Here is a 24,046-nt window from a genome sequence, read left to right as displayed (position 1 = left end):
GTAAATACCGGCATTTCCTCTTTATTCGCTATTCGATCACGCGTCGCGGTACCGGAGGAGCAGACCGCCCCCCACGAGGGAGGCGGCGGACCAGGCGGCGAGGACGCCGAGGCCCGCCCACGGTCCGATGGGGAGGGACGCGAGATCCACGGTCGTCTGGACGGCCAGCCCCGCGTTCGTCGGGGACAGCGTCCACAGGAGCCGCCGCACCTCGGGGTCCGCGACCATGAGGATCACGACCGGGAACACGTACAGGAGCCCGATCACGACCCCGGCGGCCGCGGCCGAGTCGCGTACGGCGGTGGCCAGGCCGAGGCTGAGCAGCGCGATCAGCACCAGGTAGAGGACCGAGCCCACGGCGGCGCGCAGGGTCGGCCCGTCGGCCAGGGACAGCGGCGGGTAGCCGTGCGCGGCCGTGAAGCCGCTGCCCGGCAACAGGAGCCGCCCCGCCAGCACGGACCCGAGCACCGCGAGGGTCCCCGCGCCCAGCGTGAGCCCGCCGACCACCACCGCCTTGGCGGCCAGGGCGGTGGCCCGGCGCGGCATCGCGGTGAGGCTGGTGCGGATCATGCCGGTGCTGTACTCGCCGCAGACCGCCACCACGGCCAGCAGCGCCACCATCGCCTGGCCCAGCTGGACCCCGACGAGGCTGATCCTGGCCGCGTCCTGCCCGCACCCCGCCGTCGCGCAGGACACGACGGCCGCCGCGAGGGCGCTCAGGGCCACGGTCAGCACGACGGCCCCGGCCAGCAGCCACCCGGGCCCCGCCACCGTCCGCAGCTTGGTCCACTCGGCGTGTATCTCGCGCCTCATACGTCCCTCCGGCGCAACCGGTGGGCGGCCAGGGCCAGGGCGAGCGCGGCGTACGCGCACAGGACCGCGAACCCCGCCCAGGGCGGCAGCGGGAAGAAGCCCTCCGCCGGGGCGAACCGGGCGGTCATCTGCTCGTACGTGACCGTGCTCTGCTGGATCGCGAAGCCCGCCGCCGGAGTGAGCCGCAGCAGCCACCGCGCCACCTCGTCGGGCAGCAGCGACGCGGTCGCCAGCAGGTACGGGACGACGATCGCCACGATGGCCGCGATGACGGCCACCGCGCTGCGCCGGAACAGCGACCCGAGAGCGAGCGCGAAGACCGCCACCACGGCGAGCAGCGCGGCGGTCCCGGCGATCACTCGCAGCCCGGTGAGCGGCGTCAGCGGCGCGAGGACGTTGCCGTTGCCCGCCAGGAGAGCCCGTCCGACCGGCACCATGACGGCGGCGGCGACCAGCCCGAAGACGAAGACGGCCACGGAGATCACGACGGCCTTGGCCGCCAGCGCCCGGCCGCGCCGCGGGGCGGCCAGCAGGGTGGTGCGGATGAGCCCGCGCCGGTACTCCGCGGTGACGAACGACACCGCGACCACGATGACGACGACCAGCCCCGCCAGCACCCCGGTCAGGACGCGCTCGGCGGGCATGCCCTCCAGAGCCGGCGCGATGTCGCCGACCCCCGTGATCCTGAACGTGTCACCGGAGCGCACGAGCCCGCCCGGATGGTGCGGGGTGCCGTCGACCTCGAGCGTGACGCCGATGTCGTCGCGGGTCCACGAACCCCCGGAGGCCACGCCCCGCACGCTGACCTGGTCCATGTCGGCGGTGACCTCGGCGAAGCGGGAGGCCGTCGCGGCCCCGCCGATCACGTTGGAGGTCACGGTCAGGTCGCCGGGAGAGGCCGCGAACAGCCCGACGCGGACCCTCCCGGTCGCCATCCGGGCGGTGCCCACCCTGGTCCACCGCGAGCCGTCGACCGACTCCTCACCGACGATCGTCTCGCCGGTCCGGGTCAGCCGCAGCCACCGCGGAGCCCCGCCGGGCCGCCCCGCCACGTCCTCGGTGAAGTCGTGCTGCATCCGCACCCCGTGGCTGCCGGTGACCATCACCGCCGCGTACGCGGCTCCCTGGCGGACGCTCTGCTTGATCATGACCCCGGCCTTGGCCCACGGCGTGACGCCGGGGACGACGTTCCGGACGCCGGGGGTCACGTCGGGCTTGCGGAGCTGCCCGGTCAGGTTGTTCACGCGTACGGTGATGCTGCCGTCGCCGTCGAGCTGCTGGTGCACGAAGTAGAACCGGTCCTCCACGGCCTCGCCGCCGGGCCCGGTCGGCGGCGCGGGACAGGGCACCTCGATCGGGCCGTTCATGCAGGAGGAGCGGCTGCCGGTCGCGAAGAGCACCCCGAGCAGGACGATGAGCAGCGTCGTCAGCGTCAGGCCCGCCATCCAGCCGCGTAGCGTGCGGAGCTTGGTCCACTCGGCCCGCAGCAGCTGCACGAAGCCGTCGCGCCCGGCCCGCAGGCCCGAGCGGTAGGGGGTCACGGTGGTCATCGCGCCGCCCCCTTGAACTCGACCGCGTCCCTGGTCAGATCCAGGTACGCCTCCTCCAGCGACGCCCGGTGGGCCGCCACCTCGGAGAACGGCACCGCCCGCGAGGCGAGCAGCCGCACGATGTGCTCGGACGCCAGCCCGGAGACGACCAGCGTGTCGCGATCGGTGACGGTCACGGTGCCCCCGGCCGCGGCCAGCACCGACATCGCCTCCGGACGCGCCTGCGTACGCAGCGTGACCCGGTCCCGTGAGGCGGTCGCGATCAGGTCGGCCACGCTGGTGTCCGCGACGACCCGGCCCCTGCCCACCACCACGAGATGGCCGGCGGTGTCCTGGAGCTCGCTCATCAGGTGACTGGACACCAGCACGGCACGCCCCTCCGCGGCCAGCGACCGCAGGAAGCCCCGGATCCACACGATGCCCTCGGGGTCGAGGCCGTTGAACGGCTCGTCCAGCATGAGCACCGGCGGGTCGCCGAGCAGCGCCGCGGCGATGCCGAGGCGCTGGCGCATGCCCAGCGAGTAGCCGCCCGCCCGGCGCCGGGCCGCGGGCGTCAGCCCGACCTGCTCGATCACCTCGTCCACCCGCCTGGCGCCCAGCCCCTGGGAGTGGGCCAGCCACAGGAGGTGGTTGCGCGCGGTGCGGCCCGGCTGCAGCGCGGCCGCGTCGAGCAACGCGCCGACGTGGCTCAGCGGGCTGCGCAGGCTCGCGTACGGGCGCCCGCCGACCAGGGCGTGGCCCTCGTCGGCCGCGTCCAGCCCGAGCACCACCCGCATGGTGGTGGACTTGCCCGCGCCGTTCGGCCCGACGAACCCGGTGACCTGGCCGGGCAGCACGGTGAACGTCATCCCGTCCAGCGCCCGGGTCTGGCCGAACCGCTTGCGCAGGCCGCTGACTTCGATGGTTGCTTCCACGGCAGGCAGACTAGGCAGCGGGCCCGGCCCGGGTCGTCACGCGGCGGAGCGATCTGCGGCATCGCTGGCGCCAGCTACGCCTCGTCCCTCTTACGAGGGATGCCACAATTGCCCGCGCCCGGGACAATGACCTGGTGGAACGAGTGCAGGACCGGAGGTGGAGCCGTATCGTCGCGGTGCCGCTCGCGTGGGCGCGCCGGATCGGGGCGGCCGTGCCGTACGGTCCCGCCGCGGCCCGGCACCTGCCGGTCGTGCTCGGGGTGGCCCTGGCGGTGCTCGCGGTGGCCGAGTCGGTCGTGCAGTCCGGGAGCGCGCCCGCGCTCTCGGAGACCGTGAGCGCGCCGGTGGGCGGTCAGCCCGTGAGCCACGACGCGCTGTCGCCGGCCGGTGACGACACGGCCCCGCTGCTCCTCATGGTGTTCCCCCTGCTCGCGCTGGCCACCACGCTGCCGCTCCCCCTCCTGTGGGCCCAGCCGTCCGTGGCGGCGCTCCTGGCGACCGGGGCGGGCGCGCTGTCGGTCCTGGCCTTCCACACGCTGACCGTGGCGGGCGCGGCGGCGCAGCTGATCGCCGGCTACCGGGCCGGCCGCCACGGTGCGCCGGCGGCGGCCGTGCTCCTCGCGGTGCCGTACCCGGTGCTGGCGGTGGCGATCGGGCCGGGCGAGCGCGTGCGGGCGCTCACGCTGCTGCTCGCCTGCCTGGCCCCGGCGCTGGCGCTGGCCGGGATCGTCGTACGGGCCCGCCGCAGGGCCCGGGCCGACACCGCCGCCCGGCAGGTCATGGCCGACAGCCTGATCGAGCACACCGCCCGAGGCGAGCGCGCCCGCATCGCCCGCGAGCTGCACGACGTGGTCGCCCACCACATCTCCATGGTCGCCGTCCAGGCCGAGACCGCCCGGCTGGCCGTCCCCGGCATGCCGGAGGCGGGCGCGGAGCGGCTGCTGGCCATCGGCGACACCGCGCGGGCGGCGCTGACCGAGATGCGGCGGCTGCTCGGCGTGCTGCGCGAGGACGCCGAGGCCGATTCGGCCCGGCATCCCCAGCCCGGGCTGCGCCTGCACGAGCTCAACGAGCTGCTCGACGAGTCGCGCGAGGCGTCAGGCACGACCACCCGGCTCGTCCTGCGGGGCTCGCCGGTGGAGCTCGATCCCGGCGTGGAGCTGGCCGCGTACCGGATCATCCAGGAGGCGCTCACCAACGCGCGCCGCCACGCGCCCGGGGCCGCCGTGGACGTGGAGCTCGACTACACCGGCCCCGGCCTGCGCCTGCTCGTCCGCGACAACGGCCCGGGGCCGGTGGACACGGAAAAGGGAGGACCCAATGGTGGGCACGGCCTGTCCGGGATGCGCGAGCGGGCCGCGGCCGTCGGCGGCGAGCTCCGCACGGGCCCCGCCCAGGGCGGCGGGTTCCTCGTGGAGGCCCGCCTGCCCGGACGGGACGAGGAGGGCGGATGAGCGGGCCCGCCAGGCTCAGGATCGTGATCGCCGACGACCACCTGGTGGTGCGGACGGGGTTCGCCGAGTTGCTCGACACCCAGCCGGACTTCGAGGTCGCGGGCACCGCCGCCGACGGGGCCGAGGCGGTGCGGGTCTGCCGCGAGCTGTCCCCCGACGTGGTGCTCATGGACGTGCGCATGCCGGTCATGGACGGCATCGAGGCCACCAGGCGCCTCAACGGCGGGCCGAGGGTGCTCATCCTGACCACGTTCGACCTGGACGAGTACGTCTACGACGCCCTGCGCGCCGGAGCCAGCGGCTTCCTGCTCAAGGACGTCACCGCCGAGCGCCTCTTCGACGCCGTACGCGTGATCGCCGCCGGCGAGGCGCTGCTGGCCCCGGCCGTCACCCGCCGCCTCATCAGCGAGTTCGCCCGCATGGGCGGCCCGAGACCGGCGGCGGAGACGCTGTCCGCGCTGACCCCGCGCGAGACGCAGGTCCTGCGGCTGGTCGCCGAGGGCCTGTCCAACCCCGAGATCGCGGCCAGGCTGGTGGTCACCGAGGAGACGGTCAAGACGCACGTGAGCCGGGTGCTGAACAAGCTCGGCCTGCGCGACAGGACCCAGGCCGTCGTCATGGCGTACGAGACGGGCCTGGTCGTGCCGCGCGGCCGGGCGTGAGCGTCAGAAGTCGAACTTGTCGATGTTGTCCTTGTTGAACACGGTCGGCTTGCCCAGCAGCACCTCGCCCTTGGCCCCGATCGTGTACTCGCCGAGCTTGCCGGCCTTGAACTTCTCCCCTTCGGCCCCGGTGATCTGCCCGGACGCCAGCGCCGCCGCCGCGTACGAGGCCAGGTAGCCCAGGTCGGCCGGGTTCCACAGCTCGAACGCCTCGATGGTGCCGTCCTTGACGAACTTCCTGAGCTGGTTGGGGGTGCCGAGCCCGGTCAGCTTGACCTTGCCCTTGGACGGCGAGTCCGACAGGTAGCGGGCCGCCGCGGCGATGCCCACGGTCGTGGGCGAGATGATGCCCGCCAGGTCCGGGTACGAGCGCAGCAGCCCCTGCGTCTCGGTGAACGACTTCTGGTCGTCGTCGTTGCCGTAGGCGACCTTGACCAGCTCCATGTCCTTGTACTCGGGCTTCTTGAGCTCGTCCTTCATGAAGTCGATCCAGGTGTTCTGGTTCGTCGCGTTGGGGGTGGCGGAGAGCACGGCGATCTTGCCCTTGTGCCCGATCTGCTCGGCCAGCAACTGCACCTCGGTCCGGCCCAGGTCCTCGGGGCTGGCCTGGTTGACGAACACGTCGCGGCCCTCGGGGGCGGTGTCGGAGTCGTAGCTGACGACCTTCACCCCGGCGGCCCTGGCCTGCTTGAGCGCGGGCACGACGGCGTTCGGGTCGTTCGCGGAGATGACGATGGCGTCCTGCTTCTGCTGCATCAGCGTGTTGATGTAGGAGACCTGCGAGGACGCGCTGGCGTCGGACGGCCCGACCTCCTTGCCCTCGCCGCCGAACTCCTTGGCGGCCGCGATCCCGCCGCCGTCGGCGATCGTGAAGTACGGGTTGTTGACCTGCTTGGGCAGGAACGCGATCTTCAGTCCCTGCTTGAGCGGGGCGTTCGGATCGACGGCCGGGGCCGAGGACGCGGCGGCCGTGGCGGAGGCGGAGGACTGTTGTGCCACGTCGCTCTTGGTGGTGCCGCCGCAGGCGGCCGTCAGCAGGACGAGTCCGGCGAGGAGCGCCGTCGGCCGCCAAGGGGTGCGCGTTGTCATGAAACGGACTTCCCTTCCACTTGTGGTGAGGTGCGCCGCCGCCATACCGCCCCCAGGTTCGGCGCCAGCACGGATGCGACGAGCAGCAGGCCCGTCACGAAGTTCAGGACCTCGTTGGCCACGTCGGCGAGGATGAGCGCGTTGCGCACGACGCCGAGCAGCAGCACCGCCATGAGGACTCCGGGCAGCGTGCCGCGCCCGCCGAAGATCGACACGCCGCCGAGCAGCACGGCGGCCACCACGGCCAGTTCGAGCCCGACTCCGTTGTCCGCCCTGGCGCTGGCGTAGCGGAACGTGTAGACGAGGGAGGCCAGCGACGCCATCACCCCGGAGGCCACGAACAGCCAGAACTTGATCCGCTTGACCCGGACGCCCGCGAAGTAGGCGGCCTCCACGTTCGAGCCGAGCGCGACGATCGAGCGGCCCAGCCCGGTCGCGTGCAGCAGCGTGGCCGCCACCACCGCCAGCACCCCGACCAGCACGGACGCCAGCGGGATCGGGCCGACGGACGCGGTGGCCAGGCTCGTGTACGCGGGCGGCAGGTCGGCCACCGCCTGGTCGCCCAGCATGACGTACGCCAGGCCGCGGAACAGCGCGAACGTCCCGATGGTGACCGCCAGCGAGGGCAGGCCGAGGCGGGTGACGAGCAGCCCGTTGAACGCGCCGCACAGGGCGCCCACCAGCAGGCAGATGGGCATGATCGCCTCGATCGGCAGCCCCGCGTTCCACAACTGGCCGAGCACCGCGCACGACAGGCCCAGCGTGGAGGCCACCGACAGGTCGATCTCGGCCGCCACGATGACCAGCGTCATGGTCAGGGCCATGAGGGCGATCTCGGTGGTGTCGAGGAGCAGGAAGGAGACGTTGGACCCGTTCGCGAACCCGTCCACGCCGAGCGAGGCCCAGACGGTCACGCCGACGAGCAGCACGAGGATGAGCCCCTCCCAGCGGCGCGCCATCCGAGCGAGATCAGCTGCCATCGGCGGTCCTCCCGGGAGCGGGCTCGGCACGGTAAGCGGGGTCTGCGGGGTCGTCCGGGTCTGGGCGGTCGGCGGGGTCTGGGCGGTCGGCGGGATCCACGGGATCCGCGGGGTCGTGGAATCTGCGGCGGCGCAGGGCCGCGGCGACGCGGAGCGCGAGCACGCGGTCGAGGACGATGGCGGCCAGCAGCAGGGCGCCGTTGATGGCGGTCTGGGCGAGCGCGTCCACCCGGAGCACGGCCAGCGCGCTGGTGATGCCGGTCAGCAGGAGTGCCCCGAGCGCCGCCCCGTACACCGTGCCGCTGCCGCCGACGATGGCCACCCCGCCCACCACGACGGCGGCGATCACGTCGAGCTCCTTGCCGGTCGCCACGGTGGCGTCCACGGTGCCGAAGCGGGCCGCCCACATGACCCCGGCCAGCCCCGCCAGCGCCCCGTTGGCCACGAACGCCGCGACGATCCTGCGCCGCACCCGGATCCCGGCCAGCACGGCCGCCTCGGGGTTGGAGCCGATGGCGTACAGCTCGCGGCCGGCGCGCAGGTTGCCCAGCATCCACCCGACCGCCAGCAGCACGACCAGGGCGACCAGCGCGAGCAGCGGCACGCCGAGCACCGAGCGCGTCCCCAGGGACAGGAAGCCGTCGGGCATGTCGGCCGCGTTCACCTGGCGTCCGCCGGCCCAGGCGAAGTCGATGCCGCGGAAGGCGTACAGGGTGCCGAGGGTGGCCACCAGCGCGGGCACCTTGGCCGCCCCGACGAGCAGCCCGTTGACCGCCCCGCACAGGGCGCCGAGCACCACGCAGCCCGCGATCACGACCGGGATCGGCACGCCCGGGTGGTCGGCCAGGATCAGCGCGCCTCCGAACGCCGACAGCCCCACCACGGAGCTGACGGACAGGTCCACGTTCCTGGTGATGACCACGAGCGTCTGGCCGACGGCGAGCATGGCGACGATGGCGGAGTTCAGCAGGATGTCGCGCAGGCTGGCATAGGTGAGGAAGGACGGGTTGACGGCGCCGGTGACGCCGAAGAGGAGGCCCAGCGCGACCACGATGCCGAGCTCGCGCACCCGCGCGACGCGGTCCACGAGCCGCCGCCCGCCGTTGCGCCGCACGGCCTCGGTCCTGGTGGCGGTGGCGGTCACGCGCGGCTCCTTCCGGTGGCGGCGGCCATCACGCTCTCCTCGGTGGCGTCCGCGCGCGGGATCTCCGCGGCCAGCCGCCCCTCGTGCATGACCAGCACCCTGTCGGCCATCCCCAGCACCTCGGGCAGCTCGGACGAGATCATCAGCACCGCCACCCCGCTCCCGGCCAGCTCCGACAGCAGCCGGTGCACCTCGGCCTTGGTGGCCACGTCGATCCCCCGGGTCGGCTCGTCCACGATGAGCACCGACGGCCGGCGTGCCAGCCACTTGGCCAGCACGACCTTCTGCTGGTTGCCGCCGGACAGCACGTTCACGGCGTCCGTCAGCCGCGCGAACTTCAGCCGCAGCCGCACCGCCCAGTCCCTGGCCCGCTCCCGCTCGGCCGCCCGGGAGACCAACGGCCCCCGCCGCACGTCGGCCAGGCCGGCGAGCCCGATGTTGCGCTCGATGGACAGGTCCATGACGAGCCCCTGCTGCCGCCGGTCCTCGGGCACCAGGGCCAGCCCCGCCGCCATGGCCGCCGTGGGGCTGGCGGGCCGCAGCCGCCTGCCGTCCACCTCGACGCTCCCCGCGTCCCAGCGGTCGATGCCGAACACGGCCCTGGCCACCTCGCTGCGCCCGGCCCCGACGAGCCCCGCCAGCGCGACGATCTCGCCCCGCCGCACCTCGAAGGAGACGTCGGTGAAGACGCCCTCGCGGGTGAGCCGGCGCACCTTGAGCGCGACCTCGCCGGCCTCCGTCTCCTGCTTGGGGAACAGGGCCTCCAGCTCCCTGCCGACCATGCGGCGTACCAGGTCGTCGGGGGTGATGTCGGCGACCAGGTCCTCGGCCACGTACGCGCCGTCACGCAGGGTGGTGACCCGCCGGCACAACTCGAAGATCTCCTCCAGCCGGTGCGAGATGAACAGCAGCGCGCAGCCCTGCGCGCGCAGCGTCCGGGCCACGCCGAACAGCCGGGCGACCTCCGTGCCGGACAGGGCTGCGGTGGGCTCGTCCATGACGAGCACCCGCGCCTGCCGCGACAGCGCCTTGGCGATCTCCACGAGCTGCTGGTCGGCGATCGACAGGCCGCGGGCCGGCTGGTCGGGGTCGAGGGGCACGCCGAGCCGCTCGAACAGCTCGGCGGCCCCGGCGCGCATGGCCCGCCGGTCGATGCCGAGGCGGCCGCGGGGCTGGCGGCCCATGAAGATGTTCTCCATGACCGACAGGTCGGGAAAGAGGGTCGGCTCCTGGTAGATGACGGCGACCCCGGCCCGCTGCGCGTCCGCGGGCCCGCCGAACTCCACCGGCTCGCCGTCCAGCAGGATCCGGCCCGAGTCCGGCCGGTGCACGCCGGACAGGATTTTCACGATCGTCGACTTGCCCGCGCCGTTCTCCCCCGCGAGCGCGTGCACCTCGCCGGGGAAGAGCTCAAGAGAGACCTCGCGTACGGCGCGCACCGCACCGAACGCCTTGCTGACCTGGGAAAGGGATAGAACGGGAGTCTCATTCATTGCCGCACTCCCGGAAAAATCGTTTTAAGCGGTGGGAGGACGGTAAATCAGCGAGTGGCGAAGCGTCAATGCCTGGCTATTACCAGATTTCCAAGCACCCGAAGTCGTTCGGAAATTGTTACGTTTTAACCTATTTGCGCAAGGGCAAGAAGTCAGGCCGGACAGATCTCGCGGCGATATCTGCCGGGCGCCACGCCGTACTCCCGTTTGAAGGCGTTGGCGAAGGCGAACTCCGAGGTGTAGCCGACCTTGGCGGCGATCTGGCCCAGCGGGGCGTCCGACGCGCGCATGAGGTGGGCCGCCGTGGCCAGCCGCCACCAGGTGAGGTACGCCAGCGGCGGCCGGCCGATCAGCTCGCCGAAGCGGCGCGAGAAGGCCGACCTCGACAGCCCCGCCCGCGCGCCCAGCTCCTGGACCGTCCACGGATGGGCGGGATCCCGGTGGACGGCGTCCAGCGCGGCGCTGATGCCGGGATCCGCGAGCGCCTGCGCCCACCCGCCGACCGAGCACTGGCCGTGCTCCCCCTCGAACCAGGCCCGCAGGATGTAGAGCAGCAGGAGGTCCAGGAGGGACGACACCACCGTGTCGGCGCCCAGCCGCGGGCGCTGGATCTCGGCGCCCAGGGCCTCGACGGCGGCGCGCAGCTCGGTGTGGAGGCCGACGCCGGCCGGGAGGTGGATCAGGTCGGGAAGATCGCGCAGGATCGGGTGAGCCCGGCCCGGATCGAGCCGGTAGCCGCCGCACAGCAGCACCGTCGCCACGGGCCCGTCAACGAGCCCGTCGACGGTGGCGGAGGCGAACAGGCCGGGACCGTCGTCCAGCGGGTCGCAGTCGGGCTCGGCGAGCGGGGTGGACGGCGAGTCCGCCATGGCGTAGCCGTGGCCGTGAGGGAAGAAGACCACGTCACCCACCGACAGCGCGATCGGGTCACCATCCGGCCGGATCAACCAGCCCGACCCCCGCAGGACGACCTGGAACCCGGCGGAGCCGGGAACCGTCGGGAACCGCTGGCCCCAGGGGGCACGCCATTCGACGCGAGCCGATCGGGGGCTGCCGGTGCGCATGAGGGCGATCACATCGCTGAGCACGTCCACAGAGTGAGCTTACGGGAGGACGATCGCGTATGAAATCCGGCTCGATGACGCATTGGTTGTCTCGCGGACGGCCCATACGGTGGCCTGCATGAGAACAGTGCTGGTGACGGGCGCGACCGGGACGGTCGGCAGGCTGGTGGCGGCGCGGTTGACGGAGGCGGGGGCCGAGGTCAGGCCCTTCGGCCGGGCCCAGGGCGACCTGGCGAACCCCGGGTCGCTGCCGCTCGACGGGGTGGAGTCGGTGTTCCTGGTGTGGCCGTTCGCCACGGCGGAAGGGGCGCGGGCGGTGATCGACGCGATCGCGCGCCGGGCGCGGCGGGTGGTCTACCTCTCCTCCGCCGCGGTACGCGACCACGAACGCGAGGTCGAGCGGCTGATCGAGAAGTCGGGCCTGGAGTGGACGGTGCTGCGCCCGCACGCCTTCGCGGCCAACGCGCTGCGGTGGGCGGCGCGGGTGCGGGCGGGGGTGGTGCGCGGCTCGTACGGCCAGGCCGCCATGCCCATGCTGGACGAGCGGGACCTCGCGGCGGTGGCGGCACGGGCGCTGCTGGAGGAGGGACACCATGGCGCCGTCCACGACCTGACCGGCCCGGAGTCGATCAACCAGGCCGACCAGGTCCGCATCATCTCCCAGATCACGAAATTTCCGGCGCGCTGGGAGGAGGTCCCGCCCGACCGGACCCGTACGGAGCTCCTGGCCATGGGCTGGCCCCCGCAGGCGGTGGACGGCGTGCTCCAGGCCCAGGCGGACCTGGTCCGCCACCCGGCCCCCGTCACGCCGGCGGTCGAGGAGGTCACGAAGACCGCACCCCGCACGTTCGGCGCCTGGGTGGCCGACCACGCCGAGGAGTTCCGCGTTCCCGGCGAACCACCCGAGACCATGCGTGCCGCCCGCATCCACGAATACGGGGACGAGATCCGCTTCGACCGGATCCCCACGCCGCGCCCGGGCCCGGGACAGGTCCTCCTCGAAGTGGCCGCCACCTCCTTCAACCCGTCGGAGGTCGGCCTGCGCGCGGGCCTGCTGCGCGAGGTGCTCCCGGTGAGCCTGCCGTTCACGCTCGGCGCGGACGTCTCGGGCACGGTCGTCGCGCTCGGCGAGGGCGTTACGGGCCTGGCCCCGGGTGACCGCGTGTTCGGCCTGGTGGACGGCGCCGCCGCCGGATACGCGGCCGTGCCCGCGAGCGTCCTGGCCAGAGCGCCGCGGAGCATCCCGCTCGCCCACGCGGCCGCCGTCCCGGTGGCCGGGCTCACGGCCTGGCAGGCGATCCACGAGCACGCCCGCGTCGCCCGTGGCGAGCGGGTGCTGATCAACGGGGCGGGCGGCGGGGTCGGCATGTTCGCCGTCCAGCTCGCCAAGCTCGCGGGCGCGACCGTGTTCGCCACGGCGAGCCCGCGCCGCGCGGCGGCGGTCGAGCGGTACGGCGCCGACGAGGTGATCGACTACACGGCCACGCCGCTCCCCGGCGGCATGGACGTCGTGCTGAACCTGGCCGCGCTCCCCCAGGAGGACGCCGCCGCCCTGGCCGGACTCGGGCGCAGGACGATCACGATCGCCACCCCGATCGAGGGCGGCACCCACTTCGTGGCCCGCAACGACCCGGCTCAGCTGGCCGAGCTGGCCGAGCTCGTCGACCGGGGCGAGCTCACGGTCGAGGCCGCCGAGTATCGTCCTCTGACCGAGCTGGAGGAGGTCCACCGCGCGGCCGGGCAGGGCCGGACGCGCGGCAAGATCATTCTGCTGCCGGACTGAAGTGGCGCAGCACCTCGGGGTTGGCCATGGCGTCGGGATTGGCCGCCTGCTCGACGGGCGTGCCCAGCAGGATCTTGCGTACGGGCACCTCCAGCTTCTTGCCGGAGAGCGTACGGGGGATGCCGGGGACGGCGTGGATCTCGTTGGGCACGTGGCGGGGTGACAGCTCCTTGCGCAGGGCGTCGCAGAGGGTCCGCTGGAGCGACTCGGTCAGCGTCGCACCCTCGGCGAGCGTCACGTACAGCAGCAGCCGCCCCTCCTGCCCGAGCTGCCCGGTGTCGATCACGAGGCTGTCGGCGATCTCGTCGAACCGCTCGACGACCCGGTAGAACTCGCTGGTGCCCATCCGGACGCCGCCCCGGTTGAGGGTCGAGTCGGAGCGGCCGTAGATCACGCAGCTCCCGTCCTCGTTGATCTTGATCCAGTCGCCGTGCCGCCACACCCCGGGGTAGACGTCGAAGTAGCTCTCGAAGTAGCGCCGGCCGTCGGGGTCGTTCCAGAACATCACCGGCATCGACGGCATGGGCGCGGTCAGCACGAGTTCGCCCACCTCGCCGACGACCGGCTTGCCCGCGGGGTCGTACGACTCGACCTTCGCCCCCAGCGACCGGCACGGGATGATCCCCGCCCTGATCGGGTGGAGCATGGTCGCCCCGACGAACCCCGTGCACACGTCCGTGCCTCCGGAGAACGACCCCACAGGAACCCCGGGCAGCTCCGAGGCCACCCACGAGAACCCCTCCGGCGGCAGCGGCGACCCGGTCGAGCCGACGCCGCGCAGCCGCTCCAGCCCCTGGGGGTGGATCCCGGCCTTCAGCGAGGCCATGATGTACGGCGCCCCGACCCCGAAGTAGGTCACCTTCTCGGAGTCGGCGATCCGCCACAGCGCGGCCGGCGACGGATAGGTGGCCGCGCCGTCGTACAGCACCGGCGTGGCCCCCACCAGCAGGGCGCCGATGAGGTAGTTCCACATCATCCAGCCCGTGGTGGTGTACCAGAAGAACACATCGCCTTCGCCGATGTCCTGCTGGAAGGTGAGGGACTTGAGGTGCTCCAGCACCACGCCGCCGTGCCCGTGCACGATCGGCTTGGGCAGCCCGGTCGTGCCGCTGGAGTAGAGGATCCACAGCGGGTGGCCGAACGGCACCCGCTCGAACTCCAACGGCCCCTCCTCGGCCCGCAGCCCCTCCCAGCCGATCACCTCGCCGTGCGGCACCTCCCGGGTGTGCGCCTCGGCGGGCCCGGCCTGCTGGGGCGCGCTGCCCTCGTCGAGTGCCGCCAGGTAGGGGATCCACACGGTCGCGCGCAGCGTGGGGAGCTGGGCGGCGATCTCGTTGACGGCGTCGGAGCGGTCGTAGGTCTTGCCGTTGTAGTGGTAGCCGTCGACCGCGATGAGCACCTTGGGCTCGATCTGCTTGAACCTGTCGACGATGCTCGGCACCCCGAAGTCGGGCGAGCCGGCCGACCAGATCGCGCCCAGGGAGGCGGTCGCCAGGAAGGCGATCAGGGCCTGCGGGATGCTCGGCAGGTAGGCGGCCACCCGGTCGCCGCGCCGCACGCCGAGGCGGGCCAGCCCCGCCCGGACGCGGGCGACCTCCTCGCGCAGCTCGTCCCAGGTCAGCTCCTGGCGGGCGCCGTCCTCGGACACGAACACCACGGCGGTGCCCTCGGTGCGGCGCAGCGCGTTCTCGGCGTAGTTGAGCGTGCTCCCCTCGAACCACGTGACGTCCGGCATCGTCCCGGAGAGCACCGGCCCGTCGCCCCGGTCGCCGACCACGTCGAAGTAGTCCCAGATCGACGTCCAGAACTCGCCCGGGTGCTCGACGGACCACCGCCACGCGTCCTCATAGGGTCCCGGCCGTCCCAGCCACTCCAGGTAGCGGGTCAGCCCGGCCTTCGCGACGACCTCTTCGCTCGGCTCCCAGAGAAGCTCGCCCTCAGCAACCATGTGCCCATCCTGTCGCCCGTCGGGGGGAAAGTCATACCCAGACCCCCACATAACTTGCTATCTCCGTAGGTGGTCCACCGCCATACGCGCCGCCGTGCCGATCACCGCGTCGGCGCGCGGCTGGTTGAGCGCGGTGCTGAACGAACGCGTGCACACGGCCACGGCGTAGCGCCGGCCGTCCGGATACTCGACGACCCCCGACTCGCTGCGCAGCGTGGGCAGCGTGCCGGTCTTGCCGCTGACCGCGACGTCGTCGTACGGGAAGCCGGAGGCCAGCCGGTGCGGCCACACCTGCATGTTGAGCACGCCGCGCATCCAGGCGCACGACTCCTGCGAGGCCGCCTCGTCCCGCCAGATCATCCCGAACAGCGCGGCCAGCTCGCGTGGGGTGGACCGGTTCGCCCGCGCGGGGTCGAGCACGCTCAGCCGCGCGATGTCCTCCGGATCCACGAACGGCCACGCGTGCCCGGCGTCGACGGCCATGCTGCCGAGGAGCTCCCGGGCGCTCTGCGTCACCCGCGTCCCGTCGAGCCCGAACCCGGCCAGCATGGTGTTGATCGCCTCGCACCCGACCCGGCCCAGCAGCACGTCGGCCGAGGTGTTGTCGCTCACCGCGATCATCAGGTACGCCAGGTCGCGCAGCGAGATCGTCACGTCGTCGAGCATCGCCGAGAGCCCCGTCGGCCCCGAGACCCTGTCCTCGGCCGTGACGGTCACGCGTTCGGAGAGGTCCAGCAGCCCGGCGTCGGCCTGCCCGCAGAGCGCCACCAGCAGCGGCACCTTGAACATCGACGCCGTGGGCACCGGCTCGTCCGGCCCGTGCCCCACCTCGCGCCCCGAGTCGATGTCGGCCGCGTACAGCCAGCCCCGCACCCCCGCCGCACGGAACAGCGCCTCGAAGTCGGGCGTGCTCATGCGAGCATCCCCGGCCTGCGGCTGATCCGCCGCACGGACACCGCGCCCTCGTCCGTCATCCCGGCGCTCTCCTTCAGCGTGCGTACGGCGACGGCCGAGAAGTCGTCGACCAGTTCGTCGATCGGGGCGGCCACCGCCTGGCGCCAGGCGGTGGAGACCCGGCACGTGATCGGCGAGCCTAGCAGCGGCCGCCAGACCAGCCCCGGGAGCTCCACCTTCGGCCCGAACGCCACCGCCGCGCCCGCCAGCACCAGCCCGAGCCCGGCGCCCTCGTGCACCTGTACGGGGACGTAGCCGTGGCGGCGGCACTCCGAGAGCATCTCCGCGTACAGCCCCGGCTCGCCCTCCTGGGGCGGCATCAGCAGCTCCCGGCCCGCCAGGTCGGCCAGGTGCACCTCGCCGACTCCGGTGAGCGGGTCGCCCTCGGCCAGCAGCACACCTTGCGGCTGCGCCAGCACCTGGCCGAACCGCAGTCCGGGCGCGGCGACCGGATGGCGGACGAGGCCGACGTCGATCGTCCCCTCGGCCAGCGCCGTCACCTGGTCGGCGGTCCAGATCTCGGCGGGCGCGAGGCGTACCGCGGGATTGGTCTCGCGGAAGCCCGCGACCAGGGCGGCGATGGCGGCGGCGGCCAGGTCGGGCGGGAGGCCGACCTTGAGCACCGTGCCCTCGCCCTGCCTGGCCAGCTCGTGCAGCCGGTCCACCCGGGCCACGATCTCGCGGGCCTCGCCCAGGAGCAGCCGGCCCGCCTCGGTGAGCCGCACCTGGCGGGCCGAGCGGTCGAACAGCCGCACGCCGAGCTCCTCCTCCAGGCGCTTGATGCGCTGGCTGAGCGGCGGCTGCGCCATGCCGAGCCGGATGGCGGCGTTGCCGAAGTGGAGTTCCTCCGCGACGACGGTGAAGTAGCGAAGGTGCCGGACGAGGTCCACGACCAGCCACTATATCCAGATTTATATCTGTAAGGCGCTCATATCAGTATTGGACACCATTGCCGTCCCTCTGGTGTCCTCTGCTCCATGGCACCACAAACGGGGACAATGTACGCACGGCGCCGCCGGTGGCCGTGGATCGTTCCGGGGCTCCTGATCCCGGTCGTGGCGGCGGGAGGCGTCATCTGGGCGCTGCGCACGGAGGGCTCGCCGGAGGAGACGGCCGACAAGTATCTTTCGGCCTGGTCCGCCCAGGACTATGCGGGGATGCGCGCTCTGGTGGCCGACCCGCCCGCCGACTTCGAGACCTGGCACCGACGCTTCCGCACCGACCTCAAGCTCACCGAGGCGTCCTTCAACCGCCCCAGGCCGACCGGCGTCTTCGCCTCCTCCCCGGGGGACGAGGTCGGCTTCCAGGCCAAGCTGCTCGGACAGCAGGACTGGACCTACGACGGCGAGCTCAAGCTCGTGGAGCGCGACCGCGGGTGGAAGGTCGCCTGGACGCCGGCCACCATCCACCCGCTGCTCAAGAAGGGTCGCTCGCTGCGGGTGATCTCCCAGCAGGGCGACCCGCTGCGGGTCCTGGCCGCCGACGGCACCGCGATCAACACGCCGTCCGCGCCCGGCTCGGTGCAGCAGCTCGTGGAGGGGATCAGGCAGACGTTCCCCGACCGCTTCAAGAAGCCCGCCCGCTCCCGGATCGATCTGTACGAGGGGGACAAACCCACCCAGACGGTCGTCCGCGCCAGTGGATATCGCCCGCTCCAGACCACCATCGACCTGAAGGTCCACCGCGCCGGGGCCAAGGCCCTGGAGGACGTGTCGGAACCGGCGTCCCTGGTGGCGCTGCGCGCCTCGACCGGCGAGATCCTCGCGGTGGTGAACAAGCCGGGGGGCTTCAACCGGGCCCTGCTCGGCAAGTATCCGCCCGGCTCGACGTTCAAGGTGGTGACGGCCTCCGCGCTGGTCGCGGACGGGGTCGAGCCGTCCCGCCAGGTCACCTGCCCCGCCGAGAAGAACATCGGCGGCTTCCCGTTCCACAATGCCGACTTCGAGGACTTCGGCACGCTGTCGTTCCAGGACGCGTTCGCGCATTCGTGCAACACGACGTTCGGGGAGATGAGCGTGGGCCGGCTGAACGGCGGCCGGCTGGCGCAGGTCGCCCGCAGCTTCGGCTTCGGGACCCCGATCACCCCCGGCGTGCCCGCGGTCCGCGCCGAGTTCCCGGACACGAAGGACGACACGGACCTCGCCTCCGCCGCCATCGGCCAGGGCCGCGTCCTGGCCAGCCCGCTCAACATGGCCTCGGTCGCGGCCGCCATCGCCTCCGGCGCCTGGATCTCCCCCACCCTCGTCAAGGAGGAGCTGATCCCGGACGCCCAGCCCACCAACCCCCGGCCGCTGGAGGACGGCGTGGTGGCGGCCCTGCGCAAGCTGATGCCGGCCGTGGTGACGGACGGCACCGCCCACGCCGTCCAGTTCCCCAAGGGCACGGCCGGTAAGACGGGCACCGCGGAGTTCGGGTCCGGCAAGGAGCCGCCGACCCACTCGTGGTTCATCGGCTACCGCGGCGACCTGGCCTTCGCGGTCATCGCCGAGGGCGCGGGCACCGGCGCCGACGTGGCCGCCCCGGCCGCCGCCCGCTTCCTCGACAACCTCGGCAGCAACGGCACGTGATGCTACGCGGTGCGGCCGACCGGCGAGGTGAGGCCCGCCACGGCGGCGACGACCTCGGAGGCGTTGGAGAGGTCGGGCAGCACCACGTCGGCCCCCGCCTCGCGCAGCTCGGCCGCCATGGACCGGCCCGAGGCGACCCCGATCATCGCCGCGCCGCCGATCTTGGCGGCCTGGACGTCCCGCGTGGAGTCCCCGATCACCACGGTGTTCGCCGCGGTGAACGGCGTGCCCAGGCGCTCCTTGGCCCGGGACTGCGCCACCTGCAGCAGCGTCGCCTTGGGGTAGACCTCCTCGCCGTACCCGCCCAGCGTGAAGTCGATGTGCTTGTCCAGCCCGAACGCCTTGAGCTTGTGCACGGCGTTGCTCCTGATGGTCCCGGTCAGCACCGTCTGGATCACGCCGTCGAGCCTGGACACCGACTTCAGCGCGTCCTTGGCCCCCGGCAGCGCCCGTCCCTCCTTGGCCAGCCGCCCGCGCCGGTCGGCGAAGGCCACGGCCAGCGCCGACAGGAACTTGGGCAGATGGTCGTCCTCGGCCAGGATGCCGTTGACGGCGAGCGTCTCGAAGACGATCTCGGAGTCCGGGCGCCCCAGCGGGGGCACGAGTTTGACCAGCGGTCGCCCGGTGACGACGCGGAACGCCTCCGCGTAGGCGTCTCTGGTCACGATGGCGACGTCGACCAGCGTGAGGTCGATGTTCCACAGCACAAGGCGGTTGATGGCAGCCTCCTGGGGGGTGACCCTGCATAGGGTACGGCGGGCGCCGCCGTTCGTGTTCACATACGGTACGGCCGGCGCGATACGCGGGGCCGACGCCTTGGCGATTCGGGCATGAAGGTTTTACGCGAAATTCAGCGCGTCCGACAGCGTGTCGACCACGGGAAAGCCGATGCTCGCCAGCTCGGCGCGGGTCGTCATCCCGCCCGTGTACAGCACCGCCCTGGCCCCCACGTGGCGCGCGGCGAGCCCGTCGTCCACGCTGTCGCCGATCACCAGGACCCCGGCGGGATCGATCCCGAGGGCCGTGATGTGTGCCGTCATGTGCGCGGCCTTCTCGCCGCCTGTGGTGCCCAGCAGCCCGTCGACGCGGGTGAAGTGCCGGGTGATGCCGAACGAGTCGACCTTGGGCACGAGGTGCGCGTGCGGCGCCATCGAGCAGAGCGACTGGGTGCCCGTCCAGTTCGCGAGGACCAGCTCTGCGTCGGCGGCCAGCGCGCAGGCGTCGCTCAGCCGGAAGTAGTGCTCGTGGAACCCGTCGTCGAGCAGCTCCCACTCCCCCTCGGTCAGGGGGCGGCCGAGCATGCGCTCGTAGGCGACCCAGATGGGCCGGGTGTAGACCGCGCGGAAACCGTCGGCGGTCATCTCAGGAAGCTCGTACGGCTTGAAGACCTCGTTGGTGGCCCCCACCACGGCGTCGATGTCGTGGAAGAGCGTGCCGTTCCAATCCCAGATGATGTGCTTTGTCATGTTGCGACAAGCTTAGACGGCACGTGTGACGTTTCGATGAACGCCCAGAACAGGGGCCGCGACCATCCGGCCACGGCCCCTGGAGGGAGAGCTAGCCGCAGGCCTTCGCGGTGGTGCCGGCGCCGTTCTGACCCCCACGGCCGCCGTTCCACTGGATCGAGGCGCCGCCCCAGGCGCACATGTTGTTGGCCCAGACCATGTTGCCCCAGTGCCGGCCCTTGTTGCCCGCCTTGAAGCGGAACTGGTCATAGCGGCCGTCCGCCGCGTAGACGCTGATGGTGCCGGTCGCCGAGGAGGCCGTGCGGATCTCGACCCAGTTGGTCTTGCACTTGCCGGACCACCAGAGCTTGATCGTTCCGACGTTGCCGTCGAGGCGGCTCTTGATGGGGGCGGTCTTGACCACCTTGGCCGAGTTCCAGCAGCCCGACTTGGACGGGTCCTTGTGGTCGCCCGGCTTGGCCTGGGCGTGCGCGGGCGCGCCCGCCAGGAGGACCGCCGTGACGGCTCCCAGGACAGTAGCGGCAACTCGAAGCTTCACTTGGACCGACTCCTTGCGTAAACAACACTTGCTAGATCGCGACACTAGCGAGGCCCGGCTCCAAACGGTCAAGGAAGTGTGATCGATGTAACGTCGTTGTTATGATCGCAGAAGGTCGGAAATCTCCTGCGTGGCGTACCACATGAGCTCGTGCGCCTCGGCCCCGTCCACGGTGAATCTCGCGTCGTCGTCGCCCCCGTCCGCGGCCGGCAGCGCGGCGACGGCGGCCTCGATGTCGGTGATCGCCTCGTGGTCGTCGATGTGCACCGCGGCCACCTTGGCCAGCGGGATCGGGTCGGCGAGGCGTACTCTCGCCCGTTCCTCCAGATCGACTCCTGCGGCGACCGAGCGCTCCGGCACCTCGGCGGCGACCACCACGCGCCGGAACGCGGTCTCGGCGCCGTCGGCGCGGTCGGCGGCCAGCATCCGCAGCGACGCGCGGGCCGCCTCGGTGAGTGCCACGTATTCGAGCTCCTCGGTGTCGCCCGAGGCGTACCACTCGGTCAGCGCGGGGGTCACCGCGTAGCCGGTCAGCGGGGCCGGACCCAGCTCTCCCGCCTCGACCGCCTGGGCCAGTGCCGGGAGAGTGCACGGCAGATAGACGCGCATGACGAACCTTTCGTGCTTTCTTTCTGGCCGAGCTCAGCTCGGCGTGCCGAGATGGAGGTCCGCACTCGGCGGCGGCCACATCTCAGCGTGCAAGGGCTCTATCATGCCCGTCGCAGCGTGAGACGGAGGAGAGACTCGAGTTCCTCGATGGTCGAGTTGGCATCTTTGTGATGGATGCCGGCGATGCCGAGCGCGCGGGCGGCCAGGATGTTGGCCTCGATGTCGTCGATGAACACGCACTCCTCGCAGGCCAGGCCGATCAGCTCGACCGCGTGGTGGTAGATGCGCGGCTCGGGCTTGCGCATGCCGACCTCGCCGGAGATCACGACCGCGTCGAAGAGCTCGTCCCAGTCGGCGCGGGGATACTCGTTTGACCAAGAGTTAGATACCAAACACGTTTTGACACCATTTTTCCGTACGTCGCGGAGCATGTCGTACATTGCGTCAACGCGTTCGAATCCCGCGAACATCCGCTCCAGCAGCCCTTCGGCCACGGGCGGCACCCCGTCGACGGTCAGCAGCCGGGCGGCGAGGTCGCGCTCGAAGGCGGAGCCGTCGATCTCGCCCCTTTCCAGCGCGTGGACGACGCTTTCGCCGACACCGTCGCCGTAAGCGTGGTCGACCATCTTCCGCATCACGTGGCGGTAGTGGTCGCCGTCGATCCTGTCCGCCGCGATCCAGCGCGCGATGGAGTCGGTAAGGCTGGTCGTCAGCACCCCGCCCCAGTCGATGAGCACACCCGTAAGCACCGTTCCAGAATAGAACGTCACCGGCACTTATAAACCGTTAAAACCCTATAAAAAGGTCGCCCGATATATCCGGTTAAGGTGTGCTTCCAGCGATAGTCGCTACCCAGAAAGGACCGCCGTGCGGACGACGATCCTGATCACCTCCCCCGACCGATGGACCGCCCCGGGACTGGAACTCTTCGAGTTCGCGCCGATCTTTCCCGGCGGCCCGGAATGGTTCACCAAACCGGTCCTCATCGCCCTGCTCAGCTCGGTCATCGCCATCGCCCTGTGCTGGGCCGCGTTCGCCAAGCCGAAGATCATCCCACGCGGCTGGCAGAGCATCGGCGAGTACGCGTACCTGTTCGTACGCGACCAGATCGCCCGGCCCAGCCTCGGCGCCGACTCCGACCGATGGATGGGCTTCCTCCTCACGACCTTCCTGACCGTGCTCATCTGGAACCTGATGGGCATCGTCCCGCTCATCCAGTTCCCCGTCGCCGCGCACATCGCCTTCCCCCTGGTGCTGGCGCTCATCGTGTACGGCATCAAGGTCTACCTCGGCGTCCGGCACCACGGCGTGCGCGGCTACCTGCGGGGCATCGTGCACCTCCCGGGCCTGCCCGGCTGGGCGTACGGCCTCTATGCCCCGCTGATCCTGGCCGAGGTGTTCATCACGTCGCTGTTCACCCACTTCGTGCGGTTGTTCGCGAACATGTTCGCCGGCCACATCCTCGTGGCCTTCTTCAGCTCGGTGGGCTTCTGGTTCCTGTTCGAGCGGCTCACCCCGCTGGGCGCGGGGCTCGGCGTCCTCGGCGTGCTGATGACGATCGTGATGACCGCGTTCGAGATGTTCATCCAGTTCCTACAGGCGTTCCTGTTCGCCATGCTGGCCGGGATGTTCATCGCCAGCGGCCTGCGCGGCGCGCACTAGCTAGCGCGTGACCTGGGCGGCCAGCTTGCGGTGCGCCGTGGAGCGCAGCACGCCGGCCGCCCTCTCCGCGTCGGCGGCGGGGGCCTCGGTCAGGTAGCCCTTGGCCTGCTTGAGCGTGAGCAGCCTGGTGACGGACTGGTCGAGCCGGTCCTTGGAGATCCGGCCCGACCGCACCGCCGCCACCACCGCCTGGTAGGCCTTCGGCAGGTCGTTCGGCATGAGCAGCAGGTCGGCCCCGGCCAGCACGGCCCGCACCGCGATCTCCCCGTCGTTGTACTTCTTGCGCACGCCCTCCATGTTGAGCGCGTCGGTGGAGATCACGCCCTTGAAGCCGAGCTTCTGCCGCAGCAGGCCGGTCAGGATGGGCTTGGACAGCGTGGCCGGGTCGCCCGACGGGTCGAGCTTGGGGAAGACGAGGTGGGCGCTCATCACGGCGTCCACGCCCGCCTCGATCGCCGCCCTGAACGGCGGCGCGTCGATCTTCTCCCACTGAGCCTTCGTGTGCTTGATCACCGGCAGCCCCGTGTGGCTGTCGACGTCGGTGTCGCCGTGGCCGGGGAAGTGCTTGGCGGTGGCGGCCACCTTCGCCTCGCCGAACCCCTTGACCGCCGCCGCGACCATCTTCGCCACCCGCGCCGGGTCGTTGCCGTAGGCCCGGGGGCCGATGACCGGGTTCTTGGGGTTCACGTTCACGTCGGCGACGGGGGCGAAGTCGAGGTTGACGCCGAGCGCGCGCAGCTCCTCACCGGTGGCCCTGGCCACGGCCCGCGCCCGGTCGGGGTCCTTGGTGGCGCCGATCCGGGCGGCTCCGGGGAAGTCGGTCATGAGCGCGGACATCCTGGCCACCAGGCCGTTCTCCTGGTCGGTGCCGATCAGGAGCGGGACGTCCGCGGACGCGCGCTGCAGGCCGTTGGTGAGGCCGACGACCTGGCCGACGCCCTTGATGTTGTGCGGGAAGAGGATCACGCCGCCGAGATGGTACTTCGCGATCACCTTGGCCGGGGTCTGGGCGCCGTACCTGGCCTGGTTCTCACCCGACACCGTGTCGGCCGCGGTGCCGTACAGGACGGGCATGAAGAGCTGGCCGACCTTCTCCTCGACGCTCATCTTCGCCAGGACGCGCTCGACGGCGCCCTGCCGCGCCTGCGGCGGGCTCTGCGGCGTCGTCTGCGGAGGCGTCGTTTGCGGGGTCTGCGCGGGCGGTGCGGCCTTGCCTCCTCCGGTCGGGGTCGCACCCGCCGGGCTGCCGCCTGCGCCGCAGGCTGTCAGAGCGATCGCGAGGAGGCCTGCCGTACCGATCCGTCGAAGCATGCCTCCAAAGGTATCCATGAGACAACCCACACCAGACCGTCCCTT

General features: G+C 71.9%; 22 protein-coding genes. 5 read left to right on the top strand and 17 right to left on the bottom strand.

All coding sequences use genetic code 11. The features are described from left to right. Window positions 1-36: 36 nt before the first annotated feature. The 3 genes from ABZX61_RS02365 to ABZX61_RS02355 are packed head-to-tail and all read right to left on the bottom strand — an operon-like array spanning window position 37 to window position 3,277. On the bottom strand, window positions 37-813 hold the full coding sequence (locus ABZX61_RS02365) for an ABC transporter permease (protein ID WP_355190838.1): 777 nt from the start codon (window positions 811-813) through the stop codon (window positions 37-39). Continuing rightward, window positions 810-2,363: an ABC transporter permease subunit gene (locus ABZX61_RS02360; protein WP_355190836.1), complete on the bottom strand. Its 1,554-nt coding sequence runs from the start codon at window positions 2,361-2,363 to the stop codon at window positions 810-812. Before ABZX61_RS02360 ends, ABZX61_RS02365 begins: the two co-directional genes overlap by 4 nt. Next, complete coding sequence (locus ABZX61_RS02355; RefSeq protein WP_355190834.1) at window positions 2,360-3,277, bottom strand: ATP-binding cassette domain-containing protein; 918 nt, start codon at window positions 3,275-3,277, stop codon at window positions 2,360-2,362. The genes ABZX61_RS02360 and ABZX61_RS02355 overlap by 4 nt, the downstream gene beginning before the upstream one ends. A 134-nt stretch (window positions 3,278-3,411) precedes the next feature. Between ABZX61_RS02355 and ABZX61_RS02350 the strand changes: the two genes are divergently transcribed. Both ABZX61_RS02350 and ABZX61_RS02345 read left to right on the top strand, forming a co-directional pair. Then, entirely contained in the window at window positions 3,412-4,731 is a 1,320-nt protein-coding gene (locus ABZX61_RS02350) for a sensor histidine kinase (RefSeq protein ID WP_355190832.1), read from the top strand. Then, window positions 4,728-5,393 carry a response regulator transcription factor gene (locus ABZX61_RS02345; protein ID WP_350728439.1) on the top strand — a complete coding sequence of 222 codons (666 nt, stop codon included), beginning with the start codon at window positions 4,728-4,730 and terminating at the stop codon, window positions 5,391-5,393. Before ABZX61_RS02350 ends, ABZX61_RS02345 begins: the two co-directional genes overlap by 4 nt. Window positions 5,394-5,396: 3 nt before the next feature. Here the strand turns inward: ABZX61_RS02345 and rhaS are convergent, their stop codons facing one another. From rhaS to ABZX61_RS02320, 5 genes are all read right to left on the bottom strand, one after another. Continuing rightward, window positions 5,397-6,482, bottom strand: a complete 1,086-nt coding sequence (rhaS, locus tag ABZX61_RS02340) for a rhamnose ABC transporter substrate-binding protein (RefSeq protein WP_355190830.1) — start codon at window positions 6,480-6,482, stop codon at window positions 5,397-5,399. Beyond that, entirely contained in the window at window positions 6,479-7,462 is a 984-nt protein-coding gene (locus ABZX61_RS02335; RefSeq protein ID WP_355190828.1) for an ABC transporter permease, read from the bottom strand. The genes rhaS and ABZX61_RS02335 overlap by 4 nt, the downstream gene beginning before the upstream one ends. Then, window positions 7,452-8,606, bottom strand: a complete 1,155-nt coding sequence (locus ABZX61_RS02330) for an ABC transporter permease (protein WP_355190826.1) — start codon at window positions 8,604-8,606, stop codon at window positions 7,452-7,454. The genes ABZX61_RS02335 and ABZX61_RS02330 overlap by 11 nt, the downstream gene beginning before the upstream one ends. Continuing rightward, a complete protein-coding gene (locus ABZX61_RS02325) occupies window positions 8,603-10,099 on the bottom strand; it encodes a sugar ABC transporter ATP-binding protein (protein ID WP_355190824.1) in 1,497 nt (498 codons plus the stop codon). The genes ABZX61_RS02330 and ABZX61_RS02325 overlap by 4 nt, the downstream gene beginning before the upstream one ends. 152 nt (window positions 10,100-10,251) lie before the next feature. Beyond that, window positions 10,252-11,193, bottom strand: a complete 942-nt coding sequence (locus tag ABZX61_RS02320) for an AraC family transcriptional regulator (RefSeq protein WP_355190822.1) — start codon at window positions 11,191-11,193, stop codon at window positions 10,252-10,254. A gap of 88 nt (window positions 11,194-11,281) precedes the next feature. Here ABZX61_RS02320 and ABZX61_RS02315 point away from each other — a divergent pair, with 88 nt between their 5' ends. Further along, the gene (locus tag ABZX61_RS02315) at window positions 11,282-12,946 is read left to right on the top strand and encodes a zinc-binding dehydrogenase (RefSeq protein WP_355190820.1); all 1,665 of its coding nucleotides are present in this window, start codon (window positions 11,282-11,284) and stop codon (window positions 12,944-12,946) included. Here ABZX61_RS02315 and ABZX61_RS02310 read toward each other — a convergent pair. Genes ABZX61_RS02310 through ABZX61_RS02300 form a run of 3 tightly spaced genes read right to left on the bottom strand, consistent with a single transcriptional unit; the run spans window position 12,927 to window position 16,738 of the window. Further along, entirely contained in the window at window positions 12,927-14,894 is a 1,968-nt protein-coding gene (locus ABZX61_RS02310) for an acetoacetate--CoA ligase (RefSeq protein WP_350728432.1), read from the bottom strand. The genes ABZX61_RS02315 and ABZX61_RS02310 overlap by 20 nt on opposite strands. Before the next feature lie 57 nt (window positions 14,895-14,951). Next, window positions 14,952-15,809: a serine hydrolase gene (locus ABZX61_RS02305; RefSeq protein ID WP_350728431.1), complete on the bottom strand. Its 858-nt coding sequence runs from the start codon at window positions 15,807-15,809 to the stop codon at window positions 14,952-14,954. Then, window positions 15,806-16,738, bottom strand: coding sequence for a LysR family transcriptional regulator (locus tag ABZX61_RS02300; RefSeq protein ID WP_355190818.1), 933 nt, complete (start codon window positions 16,736-16,738; stop codon window positions 15,806-15,808). The genes ABZX61_RS02305 and ABZX61_RS02300 overlap by 4 nt, the downstream gene beginning before the upstream one ends. 108 nt (window positions 16,739-16,846) lie before the next feature. On the opposite strand from ABZX61_RS02300, the gene ABZX61_RS02295 reads away from it, so the two are divergent. Then, window positions 16,847-18,415, top strand: coding sequence for a penicillin-binding transpeptidase domain-containing protein (locus tag ABZX61_RS02295; protein ID WP_355190817.1), 1,569 nt, complete (start codon window positions 16,847-16,849; stop codon window positions 18,413-18,415). A 2-nt stretch (window positions 18,416-18,417) separates the two neighbouring features. On the opposite strand, the gene ABZX61_RS02290 is transcribed toward ABZX61_RS02295, so the two are convergent. From ABZX61_RS02290 to ABZX61_RS02270, 5 genes are all read right to left on the bottom strand, one after another. Further along, entirely contained in the window at window positions 18,418-19,122 is a 705-nt protein-coding gene (locus ABZX61_RS02290; protein WP_350728428.1) for a haloacid dehalogenase-like hydrolase, read from the bottom strand. 132 nt (window positions 19,123-19,254) lie between these two features. Next, window positions 19,255-19,881, bottom strand: coding sequence for an HAD hydrolase-like protein (locus ABZX61_RS02285; protein ID WP_355190815.1), 627 nt, complete (start codon window positions 19,879-19,881; stop codon window positions 19,255-19,257). A gap of 91 nt (window positions 19,882-19,972) precedes the next feature. Continuing rightward, window positions 19,973-20,419, bottom strand: a complete 447-nt coding sequence (locus ABZX61_RS02280) for a DUF2690 domain-containing protein (protein WP_355190813.1) — start codon at window positions 20,417-20,419, stop codon at window positions 19,973-19,975. A 99-nt stretch (window positions 20,420-20,518) separates the two neighbouring features. After that, window positions 20,519-21,028: a hypothetical protein gene (locus ABZX61_RS02275; RefSeq protein ID WP_350728425.1), complete on the bottom strand. Its 510-nt coding sequence runs from the start codon at window positions 21,026-21,028 to the stop codon at window positions 20,519-20,521. Window positions 21,029-21,129: 101 nt separating this feature from the next. After that, the gene (locus tag ABZX61_RS02270; RefSeq protein ID WP_355190811.1) at window positions 21,130-21,804 is read right to left on the bottom strand and encodes an HAD family phosphatase; all 675 of its coding nucleotides are present in this window, start codon (window positions 21,802-21,804) and stop codon (window positions 21,130-21,132) included. Between the two features lie 91 nt (window positions 21,805-21,895). Here ABZX61_RS02270 and ABZX61_RS02265 point away from each other — a divergent pair, with 91 nt between their 5' ends. Continuing rightward, a complete protein-coding gene (locus ABZX61_RS02265) occupies window positions 21,896-22,690 on the top strand; it encodes a FoF1 ATP synthase subunit a (protein WP_350728423.1) in 795 nt (264 codons plus the stop codon). Here the strand turns inward: ABZX61_RS02265 and nagZ are convergent, their stop codons facing one another. After that, window positions 22,691-24,001: a beta-N-acetylhexosaminidase gene (nagZ, locus tag ABZX61_RS02260; protein ID WP_355190809.1), complete on the bottom strand. Its 1,311-nt coding sequence runs from the start codon at window positions 23,999-24,001 to the stop codon at window positions 22,691-22,693. Window positions 24,002-24,046: the final 45 nt, after the last annotated feature.

This window comes from Nonomuraea sp. NPDC003709 (genome assembly GCF_040610775.1).
GTDB classification, from domain to species: Bacteria; Actinomycetota; Actinomycetes; order Streptosporangiales; family Streptosporangiaceae; genus Nonomuraea; species Nonomuraea angiospora_A.
The sequence above is the reverse complement of the archived record's forward strand: the minus strand, read 5'-3'. Positions and strand labels throughout refer to the sequence as shown.

Excerpts from the sequence above, each read along its gene's own strand:
- ABZX61_RS02310 (WP_350728432.1), bottom strand. The coding sequence starts at position 14,894 with ATGGTTGCTGAGGGCGAGCTTCTCTGGGAGCCGAGCGAAGAGGTCGTC.
- ABZX61_RS02285 (WP_355190815.1), bottom strand. The coding sequence starts at position 19,881 with ATGACAAAGCACATCATCTGGGATTGGAACGGCACGCTCTTCCACGAC.
- nagZ (WP_355190809.1), bottom strand. The coding sequence starts at position 24,001 with ATGCTTCGACGGATCGGTACGGCAGGCCTCCTCGCGATCGCTCTGACA.
- rhaS (WP_355190830.1), bottom strand. The coding sequence starts at position 6,482 with ATGACAACGCGCACCCCTTGGCGGCCGACGGCGCTCCTCGCCGGACTC.
- ABZX61_RS02360 (WP_355190836.1), bottom strand. The coding sequence starts at position 2,363 with ATGACCACCGTGACCCCCTACCGCTCGGGCCTGCGGGCCGGGCGCGAC.
- ABZX61_RS02275 (WP_350728425.1), bottom strand. The coding sequence starts at position 21,028 with ATGCGCGTCTATCTGCCGTGCACTCTCCCGGCACTGGCCCAGGCGGTC.
- ABZX61_RS02305 (WP_350728431.1), bottom strand. The coding sequence starts at position 15,809 with ATGAGCACGCCCGACTTCGAGGCGCTGTTCCGTGCGGCGGGGGTGCGG.
- ABZX61_RS02365 (WP_355190838.1), bottom strand. The coding sequence starts at position 813 with ATGAGGCGCGAGATACACGCCGAGTGGACCAAGCTGCGGACGGTGGCG.
- ABZX61_RS02315 (WP_355190820.1), top strand. The coding sequence starts at position 11,282 with ATGAGAACAGTGCTGGTGACGGGCGCGACCGGGACGGTCGGCAGGCTG.
- ABZX61_RS02295 (WP_355190817.1), top strand. The coding sequence starts at position 16,847 with ATGTACGCACGGCGCCGCCGGTGGCCGTGGATCGTTCCGGGGCTCCTG.
- ABZX61_RS02335 (WP_355190828.1), bottom strand. The coding sequence starts at position 7,462 with ATGGCAGCTGATCTCGCTCGGATGGCGCGCCGCTGGGAGGGGCTCATC.
- ABZX61_RS02325 (WP_355190824.1), bottom strand. The coding sequence starts at position 10,099 with ATGAATGAGACTCCCGTTCTATCCCTTTCCCAGGTCAGCAAGGCGTTC.
- ABZX61_RS02345 (WP_350728439.1), top strand. The coding sequence starts at position 4,728 with ATGAGCGGGCCCGCCAGGCTCAGGATCGTGATCGCCGACGACCACCTG.